Annotated in this window: 20 protein-coding genes; all 20 read right to left on the reverse strand. The window is 37.4% G+C overall.

Annotated elements, in window-relative coordinates:
* Positions 1–92 precede the first annotated feature (92 nt).
* Positions 93–941 carry a ribosome biogenesis GTPase YlqF gene (gene ylqF / locus AM499_RS09560; protein ID WP_053589996.1) on the reverse strand — a complete coding sequence of 283 codons (849 nt, stop codon included), beginning with the start codon at positions 939–941 and terminating at the stop codon, positions 93–95.
* A 74-nt stretch (positions 942–1,015) separates the two neighbouring features.
* Positions 1,016–1,576 carry a signal peptidase I gene (lepB, locus tag AM499_RS09565; protein WP_053589997.1) on the reverse strand — a complete coding sequence of 187 codons (561 nt, stop codon included), beginning with the start codon at positions 1,574–1,576 and terminating at the stop codon, positions 1,016–1,018.
* Between the two features lie 521 nt (positions 1,577–2,097).
* Positions 2,098–2,442: a 50S ribosomal protein L19 gene (rplS, locus tag AM499_RS09570; RefSeq protein ID WP_053589998.1), complete on the reverse strand. Its 345-nt coding sequence runs from the start codon at positions 2,440–2,442 to the stop codon at positions 2,098–2,100.
* 137 nt (positions 2,443–2,579) lie between these two features.
* Positions 2,580–3,311 carry a tRNA (guanosine(37)-N1)-methyltransferase TrmD gene (trmD, locus tag AM499_RS09575; protein WP_053592154.1) on the reverse strand — a complete coding sequence of 244 codons (732 nt, stop codon included), beginning with the start codon at positions 3,309–3,311 and terminating at the stop codon, positions 2,580–2,582.
* The gene (rimM, locus tag AM499_RS09580) at positions 3,311–3,826 is read right to left on the reverse strand and encodes a ribosome maturation factor RimM (RefSeq protein WP_053589999.1); all 516 of its coding nucleotides are present in this window, start codon (positions 3,824–3,826) and stop codon (positions 3,311–3,313) included. The genes trmD and rimM overlap by 1 nt, the downstream gene beginning before the upstream one ends.
* Positions 3,827–3,884: 58 nt before the next feature.
* Complete coding sequence (locus AM499_RS09585) at positions 3,885–4,118, reverse strand: KH domain-containing protein (protein ID WP_053590000.1); 234 nt, start codon at positions 4,116–4,118, stop codon at positions 3,885–3,887.
* Positions 4,119–4,132: 14 nt separating this feature from the next.
* Complete coding sequence (rpsP, locus tag AM499_RS09590) at positions 4,133–4,405, reverse strand: 30S ribosomal protein S16 (RefSeq protein WP_053590001.1); 273 nt, start codon at positions 4,403–4,405, stop codon at positions 4,133–4,135.
* A gap of 103 nt (positions 4,406–4,508) precedes the next feature.
* Positions 4,509–5,864 (reverse strand): signal recognition particle protein, encoded by a 1,356-nt coding sequence (gene ffh, locus AM499_RS09595; protein ID WP_053590002.1) that lies wholly within the window; start codon positions 5,862–5,864, stop codon positions 4,509–4,511.
* Between the two features lie 12 nt (positions 5,865–5,876).
* Positions 5,877–6,206 (reverse strand): putative DNA-binding protein, encoded by a 330-nt coding sequence (locus tag AM499_RS09600; protein WP_371256505.1) that lies wholly within the window; start codon positions 6,204–6,206, stop codon positions 5,877–5,879.
* A 268-nt stretch (positions 6,207–6,474) separates the two neighbouring features.
* Positions 6,475–7,503, reverse strand: a complete 1,029-nt coding sequence (ftsY, locus tag AM499_RS09605) for a signal recognition particle-docking protein FtsY (RefSeq protein WP_053590004.1) — start codon at positions 7,501–7,503, stop codon at positions 6,475–6,477.
* Positions 7,504–7,518: 15 nt separating this feature from the next.
* Complete coding sequence (gene smc / locus AM499_RS09610; protein ID WP_053590005.1) at positions 7,519–11,073, reverse strand: chromosome segregation protein SMC; 3,555 nt, start codon at positions 11,071–11,073, stop codon at positions 7,519–7,521.
* A 2-nt stretch (positions 11,074–11,075) separates the two neighbouring features.
* Positions 11,076–11,825 carry a ribonuclease III gene (gene rnc, locus AM499_RS09615; RefSeq protein ID WP_053590006.1) on the reverse strand — a complete coding sequence of 250 codons (750 nt, stop codon included), beginning with the start codon at positions 11,823–11,825 and terminating at the stop codon, positions 11,076–11,078.
* Positions 11,826–11,958: 133 nt separating this feature from the next.
* Positions 11,959–12,195 carry an acyl carrier protein gene (acpP, locus tag AM499_RS09620; RefSeq protein ID WP_053590007.1) on the reverse strand — a complete coding sequence of 79 codons (237 nt, stop codon included), beginning with the start codon at positions 12,193–12,195 and terminating at the stop codon, positions 11,959–11,961.
* A gap of 150 nt (positions 12,196–12,345) precedes the next feature.
* Complete coding sequence (gene fabG, locus AM499_RS09625; RefSeq protein ID WP_053590008.1) at positions 12,346–13,092, reverse strand: 3-oxoacyl-[acyl-carrier-protein] reductase; 747 nt, start codon at positions 13,090–13,092, stop codon at positions 12,346–12,348.
* Complete coding sequence (gene fabD, locus AM499_RS09630; protein ID WP_053590009.1) at positions 13,085–14,035, reverse strand: ACP S-malonyltransferase; 951 nt, start codon at positions 14,033–14,035, stop codon at positions 13,085–13,087. The genes fabG and fabD overlap by 8 nt, the downstream gene beginning before the upstream one ends.
* The gene (plsX, locus tag AM499_RS09635) at positions 14,028–15,023 is read right to left on the reverse strand and encodes a phosphate acyltransferase PlsX (RefSeq protein ID WP_053590010.1); all 996 of its coding nucleotides are present in this window, start codon (positions 15,021–15,023) and stop codon (positions 14,028–14,030) included. The genes fabD and plsX overlap by 8 nt, the downstream gene beginning before the upstream one ends.
* A 15-nt stretch (positions 15,024–15,038) precedes the next feature.
* Positions 15,039–15,605, reverse strand: coding sequence for a transcription factor FapR (gene fapR, locus AM499_RS09640; protein WP_053590011.1), 567 nt, complete (start codon positions 15,603–15,605; stop codon positions 15,039–15,041).
* Positions 15,606–15,701: 96 nt separating this feature from the next.
* Positions 15,702–17,750, reverse strand: coding sequence for an ATP-dependent DNA helicase RecG (recG, locus tag AM499_RS09645; protein WP_053590012.1), 2,049 nt, complete (start codon positions 17,748–17,750; stop codon positions 15,702–15,704).
* Complete coding sequence (gene sdaAA / locus AM499_RS09650) at positions 17,740–18,639, reverse strand: L-serine ammonia-lyase, iron-sulfur-dependent, subunit alpha (protein ID WP_053590013.1); 900 nt, start codon at positions 18,637–18,639, stop codon at positions 17,740–17,742. The genes recG and sdaAA overlap by 11 nt, the downstream gene beginning before the upstream one ends.
* Before the next feature lie 12 nt (positions 18,640–18,651).
* Positions 18,652–19,314, reverse strand: a complete 663-nt coding sequence (gene sdaAB / locus AM499_RS09655; protein ID WP_053590014.1) for an L-serine ammonia-lyase, iron-sulfur-dependent subunit beta — start codon at positions 19,312–19,314, stop codon at positions 18,652–18,654.
* Positions 19,315–19,445 lie beyond the last annotated feature (131 nt).

Consider the following 19,445-nt stretch of genomic DNA (forward strand, 5'->3'; position numbering starts at 1 on the left):
ACGCAGGTTTTACACATTTGACCTAGCTTGCAACTTAAAAAATCGAGAAAACCCTTCTCACCAAGTGGCAAAAAGGGTAAATTATTTATGTCTTATTCGGTTACAAAATCAAATGTTAGTCGACCAAGATGAAGGTTTCGAATATCCCTTACAATCAGCTCTGCAACTTGATCATAATCAATTTCACCGCCACCGGCAAAACATCTTCTTAACTTACCAATATGATCGAATGTATCCACTAAATCTTCGCTAACTGTTGTCAATTGATATCTTTCTTCCATCCTCTTTGGATAATGCTCTTGTAAAAAACGAAGACCATACACCGCTAAATCTTCCATATTGATAACAGCATCTTTAATAGCTCCCGTTAATGCAAGTTTATAGCCGACTTGTTGATCTTCAAACTTAGGCCAAAGAATACCAGGAGTATCCAATAATTCTATTTCCTTTTCGACCTTTATCCATTGCTGTCTTTTAGTAACACCTGGTGTATTACCTGTTTTCGCTATATTCTTTTTTGCGAAACGATTAATTAGTGTAGATTTCCCGACGTTTGGAATTCCTACAATCATTGCACGAATAGCACGAGGTTTGATACCTCTTTCTTTCATACGATCCCATTTAGGCTTTAAAAGCTCTTTAGCGGCTTTAAAAACAGATTGTAGACCTTTTCCTTCTAAAGAGTTTATCGCCACTGTAGGGAGCCCTATTGAGTCAAAATAAGCTATCCATTTTCTCGTTTGTGCTTCGTCTGCCATATCCATCTTGTTCAAAATAAGTAATCTTGTTTTCTGGTGCACTACTTCGTCCAGCATCGGATTTCTGGAAGACAAAGGCAAGCGTGCATCCACTAATTCAAAAACAATATCTACGAGCTTTAAATTTTCAGTTACTTCTCTTCTCGCTTTGGCCATATGACCTGGAAACCACTGTATTGTCATTTTATATCTCCTCCTTAAAGGATGAGAAAGTTACTTTTCCTTAACTATCTAACCTCAGGCATCTTACTAAATTTTTATTTTACAAAACCAACTTCATCAAATGGCCAAAAAACGATATTTGTGTTTCCAATCACTTCATCGATGGCAACTAGTCCAATATGTCGACTATCTTTACTATATCTACGATTATCACCCATAACGAATATAAAGCCTTCAGGTATCTTATCTACTTGGGCAATATCTTCTAATGTGAAATCATCGGTTAAAGATCCTTCAGTAATTTCATTTTTGTATTGTTCTAAGTATGGCTCTTCAACTTCTTTTCCATTTATAAATAGTTGATCATTTTTATATTCCACATGATCTCCAGGAAGACCAATTACTCGTTTGATGTAATTCTTTTGCTCTGGTGCATGGAATACTACTATATCAAAACGATCTGGTTCACCAACCATATAACCGATTTTATTGACAACCATTCGGTCCCCATTTTTTAAAGTCGGCATCATTGACTCTCCGTCTACTACAATTGGTGTAAATAAAAAGAAGCGAATTATTGCAGCAATCCCAAAAGCGATTAACAATGCTTTGGACCATTCCCACATTTCGTTCTTTTCTTTCTTAGCTCGTTCCATCGACTTGCCCCCTTTATATACTTCCTTTATTGTACAGGGAAATTCTCATTCAAGCAAAAAGAAATGATATGATTTCTAATTATCTTTCAACTAAATCTAACTTAACTTTCCGGAACGAAGAATGCGAGCCCTTATCAATCTTTATATTTCAACTAGCTTGAAAACGCTTTTCAGTCGAGGCGACCTAAACTGCGACATCCTTGTCGCAACGGTCGCATGACCTACATCGTGTAGGCCCGCACGCCGCGCAAGGCGGAAGCGAATAGAACTTTAAGTTCATGAGCTTACACGAAGCTTAATTAATTTGAAAGATTATTATTCCAAAGTCTTTTTAAACTGAATGAAAGCGCTTGGCATTCGAGGAGCGCCAGTACGAGGCGGAAGCGAATAGAACTTTAGTTCATGAGCTTACAACGAAGTGCAAGTAACGAAGAATGCGAGCGCTTCTCAACAGTTTAAAAAGAAAAAATGTTGTAGCGAAAGGTGAAATCACCCTCACTACAACATTTGATTTTTTACTATTAGCGACGTTCTTTAATACGAGCTGCTTTACCACGTAGATCGCGTAAGTAGTACAATTTAGCACGACGAACTTTACCACGACGAACAACTTCTAAGTTTGCAATTTTTGGTGTGTGTACAGGGAATGTACGCTCAACGCCAACACCTGAAGAAATTTTACGAACTGTAAAAGTTTCGCTAATTCCACCACCACGACGTTTAATTACAACACCTTCGTACATTTGGATACGTTCGCGAGTACCCTCAACAACCTTAACGTGTACACGTACTGTGTCACCAGGGCGGAAATCAGGAAGATCCGTACGTAATTGTTCTTTAGTGATTTCTGAAATAATGTTTTGCATCATTTTTCTCTCCTTATATAGAATGCTCTTACACCCATTATCTGTTGCAGCGGAACACCCAAAATCCATACTCCACATAGAAGTACATAGTAGAATATACCACAAACATTTAATAGATGCAATGCATAATTGAAAGATTATTGTTTCTTATATTTATTAATAAATTCTTGATCCTTTTTGCTTAAATTAATCGATTCCAGTAACTCCGGTCTTCTTTCAAGCGTTCGTTTTAAAGATTGTTCTCTTCTCCATTTTTCAATCTCTGCGTGATTACCTGACAACAACACATCTGGCACCTTATAACCTCGATATTCAACCGGTCGAGTATAATGAGGATGCTCAAGCAGTCCAGTAGAAAATGAATCTTTTTCGTGAGATTCTGCATTGCCCAGTACATTAGGCAATAGTCTAACGACACTATCTACAATAGTCATAGCTGCCAATTCTCCACCTGTTAATACGAAATCTCCAAGTGAAATTTCATCTGTGATCAGATGTTCTCGAATTCGCTCATCATAACCTTCATAATGACCACAAATGAAAATAAGCTCTTCTTCTTTTGCTAATTCTTCTGCTTTTTTCTGCGTAAATCGCTCCCCTTGAGGGCAAAGTAGAACGATTCGGCGTTTTTGTTGTTTATTCGTAGTTAAAGAATCTATTGCGTTAAATAGTGGTTCAGGTTTCAATACCATCCCAGCTCCACCGCCATAAGGGTAATCATCTACCTGATGATGCTTGTTTCCTGAAAAATCTCTAAAGTTCACGACATTAAGTACAACTTCATTCTTTTCCTGTGCTTTTTTCAAAATGGATGTATTAAAAACACCTTCAAACATTTCTGGAAATAGAGAAAGAATGTGAATATTCATCATGATAATAGACCTTCTAACACTTCAATAACAATTTTCTTATTATCAACGTCTACTGACTTTACTACATCTTCAATGTATGGGATGTAATGTGTTTTCCCTTTTGCAGGCTGAACTGCCCAAACATCGTTGGCACCTGTTTCAAGAATTTCTGTAACAGTTCCGATCGTTTCGCCTTCTGTAGACAAAACTGTACATCCGATTATTTCATGATAGTAAAATTCATTTTCTTCTAATTCTGAAAGGTACTTATCAGATACTTTTAAAATAGCGTCTCTAAAAGGTTCTACATCTTTCAATAATGAATAGCCTTCAAATGTCAATAAATCAAAGTTTTTATGCTTTCGATGAGTAGCTACTTTAACGGTGATTGGTTTCGATCCATCTGCTTTAAACAGCCCTAGCTCACTACCCACTTCATAACGTTCATCTGCAAAGTCTGTTTTGGAGATAACACGAACCTCACCCCATATACCATGCGTATTGACTATCTTACCAACGTTAAACCATTCCATGAATATTTTTTACCTCCTATCAAAAAAGGAAGAACAAATTGTTCTCCCTCTTTGTACATTAATCTAAAATGTCGACATATGTTTTTTTCTTTTGGTGACTGCCTGCTGCTGAGTAAACAATAGTACGAATCGCTTTCGCTACCCGCCCTTGTTTGCCAATTACTTTTCCCATATCTTCAGGATGAACAGAAAGTTTGTAAACTATACGGTTTACATTTTCTTCTTTAACAACCTGAACCTTATCTGGATAATCAACTAATGGTTTGACGATTGCTTCGATCAGCTGCTTCACATTGTCCCCTCCGATTATTTGCCGAGTTTTGCGTTATGGAATTTTTCCATAATACCTTGTTCTGAGAACAAGTTACGTACTGTATCAGATGGCTTTGCGCCGTCTTGAAGCCATTTTAACGCTAACTCTTCGTTAATTTTAACTTCAGCTGGTTTTGTAAGTGGGTTGTAAGTACCTACTGTTTCAATTTGACGACCATCACGTGGTGAGCGAGAGTCTGCTACTACAATACGATAGAAAGGAGATTTTTTTGCTCCCATACGTTTTAAACGAATTTTAACTGCCATTTTTATTGCACCTCCGAATAGTTTCACACAAGATAGTATATTATCAAGCTTTTATTTGTTTGTAAAGTGTTTTTTCTTAACACCCTAATTTTTTCAGGGAAAATTATTTAAAAAGTGAGTCTAAACCAGGCATTTTCATCTTTTTCTTCCCTTTTTGTTGCATGTTTGTCATTTGTTTCATCATTTTTTTCATATCTTCAAACTGCTTCAATAGTCTATTGATATCTTGAATAGACGTACCAGATCCTTTAGCAATTCTTTTCTTCCTAGGACCATTAATAATTTCAGGAGTTGTTTTTTCTTGCGTAGTCATGGAATAAATAATCGCTTCGACACGATCCATTTGCTTTTCATCCACTTTTGCATTCTCTAGTCCTTTAATTTTGCCTGCTCCTGGGAGCATTTTCAAAATTTCGTCCAACGGTCCCATCTTCTTCACTTGACTAATTTGTTCTAAAAAGTCATCAAAAGTAAAAGATTGCGTACGGAATTTTTCTTCTAATTCCTTCGCTTTTTCTTCATCAACATTTGCTTGTGCCTTCTCAATCAGAGACATCATATCTCCCATACCTAAAATTCGAGAAGCCATTCGCTCTGGATGGAAAGGTTCAAGAGCATCCATCTTTTCACCCATACCAACAAACTTAATAGGTTTTTGCGTAACAGAACGGATAGATAAAGCCGCTCCGCCTCGAGTATCCCCATCAAGCTTCGTTAATACGACACCGGAAATGCCAATGGATTCGTTAAAATTATTAGCTACATTGACTGCATCCTGCCCAGTCATTGCATCTACCACTAAAAACACTTCATCTGGTTCTTTGATGGCACGAATATCTTTTAATTCTTGCATAAGGGTTTCATCAATATGAAGTCGACCCGCAGTATCAATGATCACAACATCGTTATGCTCTGCTTTTGCATGCTCCATCGCTTGTTTTACGATTTCTACAGGTGAAATATCAGTACCTAATGCGAAAACAGGTAATGATAACTGCTTACCAATTGTTTCAAGCTGCTTAACAGCTGCAGGACGGTAAATATCAGCCGCTACTAATAGTGGCTTTTTATTGTATTTTTTGCGTAATACATTCGCAAGCTTTCCAGTAGTGGTTGTTTTACCAGCACCTTGAAGACCAACCATCATAATTACGGTAGGTGGTCTTGATGAAAAAGAAATTTGACTTTGTTCTCCACCCATTAACTCTGTCAATTCGTCTTTCACAATTTTAATGACTTGTTGACCAGGTGTTAAGCTTTTCATTACATCTTGCCCAACAGCTCGTTCCGAAACATTTTTGACGAATTCCTTTACTACTTTCAAGTTTACGTCTGCTTCGAGTAGTGCATAACGAACGTCTCTCATCATTTCTTTTACATCTGCTTCAGAAATCTTTCCTTTACCTTTAATTTTCTGAAGCGTTCCTTGGAGTCGCTCAGCTAATCCTTCAAATGCCATGCATGCCGCCTCCTAATCCCATTCTTTTAATTGATTAATGAGTTCAATCAGTTTATCTTCAGATGATTGCTCCTTTGCTAAAAGCAATAGCTGCTCTATCGTTTCCTGACGTTTTTCAAATTTCGTAAAGAGGTTAAGTTTTTCTTCATACTCCTCTAACATTGCTTCTGTACGACGTATATTATCATAAACAGCTTGTCTGGAAATATCATATTCTTCTGCAATTTCTCCAAGGGATAAATCATCTAAATAATAAAGCTGCATATAGCTTCTTTGCTTATCTGTTAATAATGCCTGGTAAAAATCGAAGAGAAAATTCATGCGTGTTGTTTTTTCAATCATTCCCATCTCTCCTTACCAATTCAATTACATCCTCTAGTTTATTAATTGAGGATACAACTGTCAAGTATTTTTACTTGTCTCAGACTGTTGACAAGCGCTCGCATTCTTCGTTGCTTGCTCCTGCGCAAAGCTCGTCGCAGCTGGCGCGCAGGCCCACAGGAAGTGGGTCATGCGACCGTTGCGACATGGATGTCGCGATTTTAGGTAGCCTAGAATGACAAGCGTTTTCAAGACAGTCTGAGATGACCCTACAATCTGCGTCTAGTATTTACTTGTCTTCATTTTCTTCATTTTCACTTTCCAGCTCTAATCCTTCAGCAAAAAGTCCATACACGTATTTTTCGGAATCGAATGGTTGTAAATCATCCATTTGTTCGCCTAGTCCAACAAATTTTACAGGAATATGAAGTTTCGAACGTATCGCTAATACGATACCACCTTTTGCGGTACCATCTAGTTTCGTTAATACAATTCCAGTAACATTTGTTGCTTCTTTAAACGTCTGTGCCTGCACAAGTGCATTTTGTCCAGTTGTTGCATCTAGGGCTAGCAATACCTCATGAGGGGCATTTGGAACCTCACGCGAAATGACACGATGAATCTTTTCTAACTCATTCATCAAATTCACTTTATTTTGGAGTCGACCTGCGGTATCACAAATTAAAACATCCGCATTACGCGTTTTAGCCGCTCTAATCGCATCATACATAACAGCAGCAGGGTCAGAACCTTCCGCTTGTTTAATAACTTCTACGCCTACTCTATCGCCCCATACTTGAAGTTGGTCGATTGCCCCAGCACGGAAAGTATCCCCCGCTGCCAAAATGACTTTCTTTCCTTCGCTTTTTAAACGATGAGCAAGTTTCCCAATTGTAGTAGTCTTCCCTACCCCGTTCACGCCAACAAACAAAATAACGGATAAACTATCTTTCTCCAGTTGAAGCTCTGTAATATTTTCATCCCCAGCTTCATAAATTTCGACTAGTTTTTCTGAAATAACAGATTGAATGCCCGCAGTATCCTTCATATTTTTACGCTGTACTTCAAAACGTAAGGATTCCATTAATTCAGAAACTGTTTCAAAACCTACATCCGCTTGTAATAATATTTCTTCTAGTTCTTCGAAAAAATCTTCGTCTACTTTACGGTATTTAGCTACTAAATCATTTACTTTGGAAGTAAATTGGTTTCTTGTTTTCGCTAAACCTTCCTTAAATTTATTTGTAATCGAAACTGTTTCTTCTATCTCTTCCTTCGATCCAAGCATCTTATCCTTAAACTTCTTAAAAAAACTCATTCTCTAAGCTCCTTTTTAAGTTACTAATTCTTCTTCTAATTTTACTGAAACTAATTTCGAAATACCCGATTCCTGCATGGTAATACCGTACAATACATCTGCACCTTCCATTGTTCCTTTTCGATGCGTTATTACGATAAATTGCGTATCATGACTAAATTTCTTTAAATAGTTGCTATAGCGGGCCACATTTGCCTCATCTAGGGCTGCTTCTACCTCATCCAGTATACAGAATGGTACAGGACGAGTGTGCAGAATAGCAAACAATAAAGCGATTGCAGTAAGCGCACGCTCCCCTCCTGATAAAAGCGTAAGATTTTGCAGTTTTTTCCCCGGAGGCTGTGCAATGATATCTACCCCTGTATCAAGTAATGAAGTAGGGTCGGTCAAAATTAAATCAGCTTGACCACCTCCAAAAAGTTCACGGAAAACAACTCTAAAGTGAGATTGTATTTCATTGAAAGTTGTTTCGAAACGGATCGTCATTTCTTCATCCATTTCTCTAATAACTTCGTGCAAAGTTTCTTGGGCAGAAAGTAGGTCTTCTCGTTGCTCTGTTAAAAATGAGTGACGTTCACTCACTTGTTCAAATTCTTGAATTGACCCAAGATTAATCGGTCCAAGCTCCTCAATCGATCTTTTTAGTAAGGTTACTTTTTTGCGTGCCAATTGTTCTTCCATTTTAAACGGGAAGTCACGTTCAGCTTCCTCCAGTGTCAGCTCATACGTTTCTTCTAAGTGATTGCGAAGCGTGTTCATTTCTACTTCTAGTTTACTTAGTTTAATCTCCAAGGTACGCTCTTCATTTGTCAGGAGGCCCGCTTTTTGCTGTAGCTCTTTAAGCTTGTTTTCAGCGCTATTAATATTTTGGGAAAGTTCCACTCTGCTACTTTTTTCAGCTTGAATTTGCTCAATTAATCGATCTTTTGTCAATTTGTACTTTGTAATGAGATCTGATAATTCATCGGCAGTTGGGCCTTCTTGGTCATCATTTTCATACCAAGCAATTTCTTTATCTAAAGTATCAATTTTATGCGTGCTAGCTTGAATTGAATTGGTAATTTGAATTTTTTCTTTTTCTTGTTGCGTAACTTGTTCATTCACTACAGCAATCTGAGATAACAACTCACCAAGCTCATTTTGAAATTTGTCCTTTTCTTCAATCGATTGCAGTTTTAAAACTTGTAACTGGTCAATCGATGCTTGAATAGTAGCTAATGATTCTTTTATCTCCGCACTACGAGATGAAGTTTGTTCTTTTTTACGGACTAAATCATCATGCAAGTTACCTTTTTCCGTTTTCTCTTCATCATATTCAAGTAACTGACTTGTAAGCCTTGAAATAATAGCGGTACACTCTCTTGTTTCTGAAAGTAATTTAAGTTCTTCTTCCCTTAAACTTTCTCCCAAAAGACGTGTTTCTTCCAATTCTAATCGTAATCCTTGAACTTCTTGTTTTTTGGAAGAAACCGATTTTTCCGCTTGAAGAACCGTTTTTTCCAACTCTACTAATTTATCATTTAGCTGTTCTAGCTCTACTTTACGAGTAAATAAGGAGGATTGCTGTTTAACAGAACCACCAGTGAGGGACCCTCCTGCATTCACGACATCACCATCTAATGTGACAAAGCGAAATTTATATTGCAGACGAGATGCCATTTCATTAGCACCCTTTAAATCTTTTGCAATAATTATATTTCCAAGTAAATTTTCCACAATAATTTGATACCCGTCATTGTAATTCACCAGCTTGTCCGCCGTATTTACAAAAGAAGGATGGTCCTTAACCATTGCTAAAGTTTGCTCATTTACCTTACGTGATTTCATTACTTGGAGCGGAAGAAATGTCGCTCTTCCTACACGCTTCTTTTTCAACCATTCAATAGCTAAACGCGCGTCTTGACTAGAATCAGTAATAATATGTTGTGATTGTTGTCCAATTGCTGTATCGATTGCATTCATATACGTATGCGGAATTTGAATCAGCTCTGCTACCGCGCCATGAATACCATGTAATTCTTTTTTTTCTCTAGCAATCAATACTTCTTTAACACCTTGGAAAAAGCCAGAAAACTCCGATTCTAGTTCTTCTAAAGAATCTTTTCTTGCTTGCATTTGATGTTTCATTTGATATGCCTTTTGAAGCATCGTCTGTTGTTCTTCCAACCCATTTTCAAGCTGTTCAGCTGTTTCACGTTTCTTTTTAAATGCTGATAATTTCTGTTCTAACTCTTTTTGACAAGTAGTCAGGCGAGATTCTAGTTCCATTTTGCGTTTAGTTAGTTTCTCTAGTTCTTCTTTTATTTCACGATAATCTTCCATCATTTTTTCAGAAGACACGAGTTCAAATTGAAGTTGCTGCTCCATATGTTTCATTTCGTTTTTCATAGTAGCTTCTTCATTTAATAAATCGATATAAGTACTTTTTAAATCCTCTATTTCTTCTTCTACTTCTGAAGCGGATTTACTTAAGACTTTGTCAATTTGCAACTTTTTGGAGCGAAGTTCTTTTAAGTGAACTTGTTTTTCTGTTCTGGAACCATCATTTTCTCTTAACTGTCTCTCGAGCAATTCAAGTTTTTCGCGTTCTTCTTCTAATGCTCTTTTTAACTGGGAAATTTGTTGACTTGCATTTTGTTTTTTCTCTGCTAGTAAAAGTTTTCTACCTTCTAATCGCTCTAATTCAGAACTTGCTTCTACTAGCTCACTTTGATTTGTATCTAAACTTTCATCTATATCAGACATTTTTCTTCTGTCTGCCTGTATAGTTGCCTCTACATCATCTATTTGTAGTTGAAGTGCTTGTTTTGTTTCATCCAATGTATGAAGTTTTTTATGTAATTCAGCACTTTGCTGAACACACATTCTTAAATCATGTGCGATTACTGCTATTTCAATATCTTTTAATTCTTCGGACATTCTTAAATAATCCGAAGCAAGCGATGATTGTATTTGTAGAGGTTCCATTCGACTATCTAACTCATGCAAAATATCTAATACACGATTTAAATTGTCGTCTGTCTCAATCAGTTTAAATTCAGCTTTCTTCTTACGTTGTTTGTATTTTAGTACTCCTGCAGTTTCTTCGAATATTGTTCTTCTATCTTCTGGACGACTATTTAAAATTTCATCTACTCGCCCCTGAGAAATAATAGAAAATGCTTCTTTTCCAAGTCCAGAGTCCATAAAGAGATCAGTGATATCCTTCAATCTGCAAGTTTGTTTGTTAAGTAGGTATTCACTATCTCCTGAACGAAATACTCTTCTAGTTACACTAATTTCGGCAAAGTCTAAAGCAACTCTATTATCCGAGTTATCCAATATTAACGTAACTTCAGCAAAGTTTAACGCTTTTCTAGAGTCACTTCCTGCAAAAATGACATCCTCCATTTTAGACCCACGCAACGATTTAGCAGATTGCTCTCCTAATACCCATCTAATCGCGTCGGTTACATTACTCTTTCCACTACCATTTGGACCTACTACCGCAGTAACGCCTGGTACAAAATCGATTCCAATACGGTCAGCAAATGATTTAAATCCTATTATCTCTAATCTTTTAAGGAACAAACTTATTCCTCCCGTTCATGATCCCTTAATGCAATAATTGCTAGCCTTGCAGCTTGTTGTTCCGCTTCTTTTTTCGAACGCCCTTTTCCAATGCCAAGTTCATTTGTACTTAACAAAACACGAGATACAAAGGTTCGATTATGTGCAGGACCTTTTTCCTCCACGATTTCGTAACTTAACGTTCCATTATTTTGTTGCTGAATAATTTCTTGTAATTGACTTTTATAATCCATCACATGCGAAAAAGCACCGAGTTCGATTTTAGGGAATACAATTTTTTCTAAAAATGAAATAACTGTTGCAAGTCCCTTATCTAAGTATAATGCACCGATAAATGCTTCAAAAACGTCTGCAAGAAGCGCAGGTCTTTCACGTCCACCTGTCAATTCTTCTCCCTTTCCTAACAATACATATTTACCAAAATTCAATTCATTGGCAAATAGTACAAGAGATGGCTCACAAACAATTGCTGCGCGAAGTTTTGTCAGTTCTCCTTCGCTCATCCCCATGTATTGTTGAAATAAATATTGAGAAACAGACAATTCTAAAACAGCGTCTCCTAGAAACTCTAGTCTTTCATTATCGGCAAAAAATTTCCGTCGATGCTCATTCACATAAGATGAATGCGTAAAGGCTTGATACAATAATGTTGGATTATCGAAATGAATATCAAAATGTTGTTGAAAGAGATTAAAATGTTCTTTAACACTTTCAGGGAAAACTGATTTTTTCGTATGCGTACTTTTTTTCATGAATTATCTGCCTTTCTTGCTTATGGATCTATCTGTTTAAGTTTACCTGTTTCTATAGCTTTGTGCAAAAGAAATAGAGACGTTCTATCTCTATTCGCAAGGAATGAGTAGAACGTCTCTGAAGTTATTGAAATTAAGCTTGTTTACTTTCAATATAGCTAACTGCACTACCTACAGTTGAAATGTTTTCAGCATCTTCATCTGAAATTTCCATATCGAACTCATCTTCAAGTTCCATAACTAATTCTACTACATCAAGAGAGTCAGCACCTAAATCATCACGGAAAGATGCTTCTAATTTTACTTCGCTTTCATCTACACCTAGACGATCCACGATTACTTTCGTTACGCGTTCTAATACTGTTGACAAATTTGTCACCTCCCCTCAATGATTATACAAAAAACTCTAACCTATGGAAAGTGTAATTATAAATTCATGAATATTATTTCAGATCCAATTGCGATAGTCGAGGTAATAAGTTCTCCAACGACTACTAGCATTATTCAACGGACTGTAAAATTACATATACATGCCGCCATTAACATGTAACGTTTGACCAGTAATATAATTCGCATCATCCGAAGCTAAAAATGCAACTGCTTTAGCAATATCTTCCGTATTTCCAAACTTAGCAAGCGGAATCTGACTTAACATTTGAGCCTTCACTTCTTCTGGAAGAGCCTCAGTCATATCGGTTGTAATAAAACCAGGTGCGACAGCGTTCACTGTAATATTACGGCTAGCTAGCTCTAGTGCAGTAGTTTTGGTTAAACCTATCACACCCGCCTTAGCTGCAACATAATTTGCTTGACCAGGATTTCCAGAAACACCAACAATGGAAGTAATATTAATAATACGCCCTTTTCTTTGTTTCATCATCTGGCGTGTAACTGCTTTTGTGGAAAGAAAGACACCCTTTAAGTTTGTATTAAGAACATCATCCCATTCTTGTTCCTTCATACGCATTAGAAGATTATCTCTCGTAATTCCTGCATTATTTATTAAAATATCGATAGAACCAAAATTCTCTAAAGTAGCACTAATTAAATTTTGTACATCTTCGGATTGATCTACATTCGCCTGAATAGCAAATGCTTCCCCACCAAATGATTTTATTTCTTCTACTACTTCTTCCGCTTTTTCTTTACTGCCACTATAGTTAACAGCTACTTTTGCTCCTTCTTTTGCAAGATAAAGAGCAATATCTTTTCCAATTCCACGTGAAGCACCAGTTACAATTGCTGATTTGCCATCTAATTTACCCATTATTAACCTCTCCTAATTCTGTAATAACTTGCTGCAAAGATGCTTCGTCATAAACGCAATATGTTGTTACAGAGCGATCGATTTTTTTCACTAAACCACTAAGTACTTTACCAGGCCCACATTCGATAAATACATTTACACCAAGCTCCAACATTTTCTCCACTGATTCTTCCCAACGAACTGGAGAATATAATTGCTCAACTAGTAAGTTTTTTATACTTGATGCTTCTGTTACAGGAAGCGCTGTGACATTTGAAATTACCGGTGTTTTCGTATCATGTAACGTAACAGCTGAAATTGCGGCATCTAATTTTTGTGCTGCAGGTCGCATTAGTTCTGAATGGAATGGTCCACTTACTACTAGTGGAATCGCTCTTTTCGCCCCAGCTTCTTTCGCTTTTGCTGAAGCTACTTCTACGCCTGCAACCGTTCCAGAAATGACAATTTGACCTGGGCAGTTCAAGTTAGCAACTTGGACTATTTCACCACTTTTAGATACTTCATTCGTTACTTCCCTTAATGCTTCTTTATCTAACCCTAAAATAGCCGCCATTGCACCTTCACCTGCAGGAACAGCTTCATTCATGTACAAGCCTCTTTGATGAACTAATAAAACAGCTTCCTCAAAACTAAGTACATTTGAGGCAACGAGTGCAGAATATTCCCCTAAGCTATGTCCAGCTGTATAATCAGGAGAAATACCGGCATCCGTTAGTTTATTAGCAATCATTGTACTAGTTGTAAGTAAAGCGGGCTGCGCATGAAAAGTTTTTGTTAATTCTTCAGCAGGTCCTTCTAACATAATATTAGATAGAGAAAAGCCTAGTACCTCATCTGCTAACTCATAATGCTTTTTGCTAGTATGGTCATTTTCAATAAATTGTTGTCCCATTCCAACAGATTGAGAACCTTGTCCTGGGAATATAAACGCGATTTTAGTCATTTGGTAATTCCTTTCTTAAAGTACTTTGAATAATTCCACAAACGTCATGTTCTACCATTGTTCTTGCTTGTCTGATGGCATGAAAAATTGCATTTGCATTAGAAGAACCATGCGCTTTGATGACAGGAGCTTTTAAACCAAATAATCCTGCTCCACCATACTCGGAATAGTCTAGTTTCCCTTTTAACTCTTTTAACTGACCTTTCACAAGAAGTGCAGAAATTTTTGTTTTCGTAGAAGTATTAAAAGCTTCCTTCAACAAAGTAAAAATCCCAGATGCCGTTCCTTCAATCGTTTTTAATACCATATTACCGGTAAACCCATCCGTTACAACGACATCCGCAACACCAGTTAACAAATCTCTTGATTCCACGTTTCCAACGAAATTGATTGGCGCTTCTTTTAATAAATCGAATGTAGCTTTCGTTAATTCATTTCCTTTTTTGTCTTCAGTCCCTATATTCAAAAGTCCAACTCGTGGATTTTTAATACCTCGAACTTTTTCTGCATACACACTTCCCATTACAGCAAACTGTTCTAAGTGTTCGGGTTTTGCATCTGAGTTTGCTCCCAGGTCAAGCATTACAAACCCTTTTCCATCCAATGTCGGTAAGGTAGGAGCAAGTGCTGGTCGATCCACTTGGTCAATACGACCAACAACAAATAAACCCGCTGCCATCAATGCTCCCGTATTTCCTGCAGAAACGCATGCATCCACTTCTCCGTTTTTCACGGACTCTGCCATTTTTACCATCGACGAATTTTTCTTTTTCCGGACAGCTCGTACGGGTTCATCGGTACCTTCAATAATCTCATTTGTATGTATCACTTGTAATCGGTCATGAGCAGTTACTAAAGAAGACAGTTTTTCCTCGTCCCCATATAACTGAATATGCAGATCTTCGAAAGCTTGTAATGCGTCATATACGCCCTTCACTATTTCATGTGGGGCGTTGTCTCCACCCATTGCATCAATTGAAATTTTCATATGTCATCACCTTATTTAAGACTTTGTCACTCTATACATACTGAATTGACCTACAAAAACAGTGTCATTCTCCACTTTACTCGTTACTTCAATAAGCGTTGTGTTTATTTCCATATCGCTAGAAACTACTACAGCCTTTGCAATCACTCTGTCACCTTCTTGAACGGGCTTCACAAATGTGATATTAGATTTTCTAGTAAGCGCTAATTCATCATTTATGACAGCAACAGCCAAAGAATTGGCTTGTGCAAACAAATGATGCCCTCTCGCTATTCCATTTCTTGCAAACACATGGTCTTTTGTAATATCTAATAAAGAAATCGCTTGTTTATCTAAATCAATATCAATTATTTCACCAATTACCTCGTCGATAGGAAGTGATTTCACTTCTTCTTCAAAATTATGTGCTGCTACAGTTTTTATACGCTCTCGCAATTCCGGAATAGATAATTCCATTCGATCAAGTCTTATTGTTTGCACACTTACATTGAATGTAGAAGCTAATTTTTCATCCGTGATAAATGGGTTTTTATCTAATGTATCAAGTAGTAACTTCTGTCTTTCTTTTTTTGAGTATTTCATCCAATCACCACCATTTTAGCACTTGGTACTAATATCAGTATATAAATATTAAAAAAAGAATGCAAGAATTGATTTGCAATCCTTCCAGCATTCTCTTTAGTCAATACGCTCACCATCTAGCGCTTTGGAATTTAATAATATTGTTCTTAGACCTTCCATTTCTTCAGACTGCCAAAAAGCATCTGAATCTAACAATCCTTCTGCATCTACTTTTGCAGTATTAAGTGCACGATAATCATGTACAAGATCTGCTACTTTAAATTCTGGTAACCCACTTTGCTTTCTACCGAAAAAGTCACCTGGACCACGTAATTCTAAATCTTTTTCAGCAAGCGCAAAACCATCATTCGTTTCGGTCATGGATATCATTCGTTCTTTTCCTTCTTCTGATTTTGGATCAGCAAGTAGGATACAATACGATTGGTGTTCTCCTCGTCCCACACGCCCTCTTAGCTGGTGTAGTTGGGCAAGTCCAAATCGTTCCGCATCTAAAATAATCATAAAGGTTGCATTCGGTACATTTACTCCTACTTCAACGACCGTTGTTGAGACAAGAACTTGAACTTTCCCTTCTGAGAAATCCCTCATCACTTGCTCTTTTTCATCAGGATGAAGACGTCCATGCATCAAACCTACTGTATAGCCTGTTCCCAAATTAGTAACCATCATATTGTATACGTCCACAGCATTTTGAACATCTAGTTTTTCTGACTCTTCAATAAGTGGACAAATAATATAAGCCTGTCTTCCTTTAGCTAATTCCTTTTTTAACCGGACTATTAGTTTGTACATTTGATCTTGCTTCATCCAATGAGTCTCAATTTTCTTTCGGCCAGCAGGCATTTCATCTATAACAGATACATCCATTTCTCCAAACGCTGTAATGGCTAAAGTTCGGGGGATCGGAGTTGCCGTCATAAATAATACATCCGGATTTTCCCCTTTTTCCTTCAAAACCCTTCGTTGTTCTACTCCAAATCGATGCTGCTCATCTGTAATAACTAAGCCCAATTTTTTAAATGAGACGTCAGGCTGAATTAATGCATGAGTTCCTATTAACAAATCTATATTACCGGCTTCTAAATTTTCTAATACAACACGACGAGCCTTCGCTTTTGTAGAACCAGTCAGTAAAGCAATTTTGACTCCAATTGGGGTAAGCCATTCATCCAAAGAAGTAGCATGTTGTTCCGCCAATATTTCCGTAGGAGCCATAAGTGCTCCTTGATAACCCGCAGTAATAGTCGCATATAAACATATAGCCGCAACAATTGTTTTCCCTGAGCCTACGTCTCCCTGTAAAAGGCGGTTCATACGATAAGGTTCTTTTAAGTCTCGACAAATTTCGTTTACAACTCTTTTTTGTGCATCAGTTATTTCATACGGTAAAGATTCAATTAATTTTTTCACCAAATCATTATTGAACGCAACGCTGTTACCGATATTTTGTTCCTTACGAGCTTTCTTTATAGCTTGCATTTTTAACTGAAAAATTAATAATTCTTCATAAACAAAACGTCTTCTTGCATCTTTTGAATGCTCTGCATTTTGTGGAAAATGTATTCCTTCCAACGCCGTCGAAATATCAGGCAAACGATAGGTTTCTCTAATTGATGCAGGCAAGATGTCTACTAGGTATCCATTTACCTCATCCAATGCTTGTCTCATAAATTTCCGAAAAGTCTTTTGGCTGATCGTACCTTTCAATGAATAGACAGGTTCAAAATCTTGTTGGTCCGTCTTAGGGCCAGCCGAAAAGGTAGAAACATTTATGACTTGTCTTCCCCTGTCCCATTTTCCGGTCACTGTAATGACTGCACCTGGTGTTATCTTCGTTTTTAAATAAGCTTGATTAAAAAAAACTGCTTTAATCAGATGTTGTCCTGCTAATAAACGGACTTGCAATCTCGATTTGTTTTTCCCTAAAAAAAGAAGAGAAGGCTCACTTTCGACCCTTCCTTCCACTGTTACTCGTTCATTATGAGCGGTTTCCGCTAAGTTCTTTAATCGAAAGTCTTCATGACGATAGGGAAAGGTCATAACCAAATCTTCTAATGTGATGATCCCTAATTCTTGCAATGCGTTAGCTGTACCACTTCCCACTCCTTTTAAGGAAGTAACTAACTCATTCTTTTTAGTTTCCACTATTAACTACTGCTCCGCCAAAAATTTTGGATTCTAACCATTTTCCTGTAGGAGTTGCTGCAAGCCCGCCTCGAGCAGTTTCTTTTAATGCAGTTGGCATTGTTTGGCCAATTTTATACATGGCATCTATTACTTCATCGCATGGAATCCGACTTGTTACACCTGCTAATGCCATATCTGCTGCCACTAATGAATTAGAGGCACCCATTGCATTTCGTTTTACACATGGAACTTCTACAAGACCCGCTACAGGGTCACACACTAAGCCAAGCATATTTTTAAGGGTAATTGCAAAAGCTTGTGCGCTTTGTTCAGGAGTTCCTCCAGCCATTTCTACAATTGCCGCTGCTGCCATACCTGCTGCTGATCCAACCTCAGCTTGGCAGCCACCTGCCGCTCCAGAAATAGAAGCGTTGTTGGCAACTACAAAACCAAAAGCACCCGCTGTGAACAAATAACGAATCATTTGCTCTCTTGTAGGATTTAACTTGTTTTTCACTGCAAATAATGTTCCCGGTACAACACCGGCAGAACCAGCAGTCGGAGTCGCACAGATAGTACCCATTGCTGCATTCACTTCATTTGTTGCAACTGCTTTACTAACCGCATCTAGCATTAATTCTCCAGATAAAGTGTTTCCTCTTTGCATATAATTTTGAAGTAGCACCGCATCTCCACCCGTTAAGCCGGACGTTGATCGAACTCCATTCAAGCCTTTTTCTACCGCTTCTTCCATTACAGTCAAATTACGATCCATTTGAGCCATTATTTCTTCTCTTGAACGCTCTGTTATTAAGATTTCTTGTTCGATCATGATTTCTGAAATCAGTTTTTGCTCTTTGTTAGCTAAATCAACTAATTCACGAACATTATGAAATAAAACATCCATTCGTCTTCCTCCTTAGTCCGCTATTCTAGTAACTTGTGTAATATTAGGTAATGTAGATAATTCCGCAAGTATATTGGCATCCACATTCTGATCCACTTCAATTACCATTAACGCCATATTTCCTTTTTCTTTACGAGAAACTTCCATATGACCGATGTTAATATCATATTTAGCAAGACAATTTGCCACGCTCGCAATACAACCAGAACGATCTTCATGCACTACTAAAATTGCCGCTAAATTACCTGATAGACGAAGCGGGAAACCATTCAACTCCGTTATTTCTGTCTTTCCGCCACCGATGGAAATACCGACCATCGACATTTCTTGTGTTCCATCTCCAATCACAATACGAGCAGTATTCGGATGCTCTGTGTGAGCGGTTTCAGGAATAAACTCATATGTCAGTCCAACCTTTTTTGCATCTTCAAAGGCTGTTTTTATACGCTCATCAAACGTATCGTAATCTAGCAATCCACCAATAATCGCTACGTCTGTTCCATGTCCTTTATAGGTCTCTGCAAATGAACCATATAAATGTATTCTTGCCCATGTAGGTTGCTTTCCAAATAAATCTCTTGCTACTCTTCCTATACGTGCTGCTCCTGCAGTATGGGAAGAAGATGGTCCAATCATAACAGGTCCAATTATGTCAAAAACTGATTTGAACTTCATTGCATAGACCTCCAATAGTATATTTACTACTTATTTTACACTGAATGTACATATTAAACAAAGGTTAGAAGATTAAGAGAATAAAATGGAGAGATAGTGTTTAAACCACTTGGTTATTTATCTTTAACCTA

The organism is Bacillus sp. FJAT-22090, assembly GCF_001278755.1.
In the GTDB taxonomy this organism is placed as follows: Bacteria; Bacillota; Bacilli; order Bacillales_A; family Planococcaceae; genus Psychrobacillus.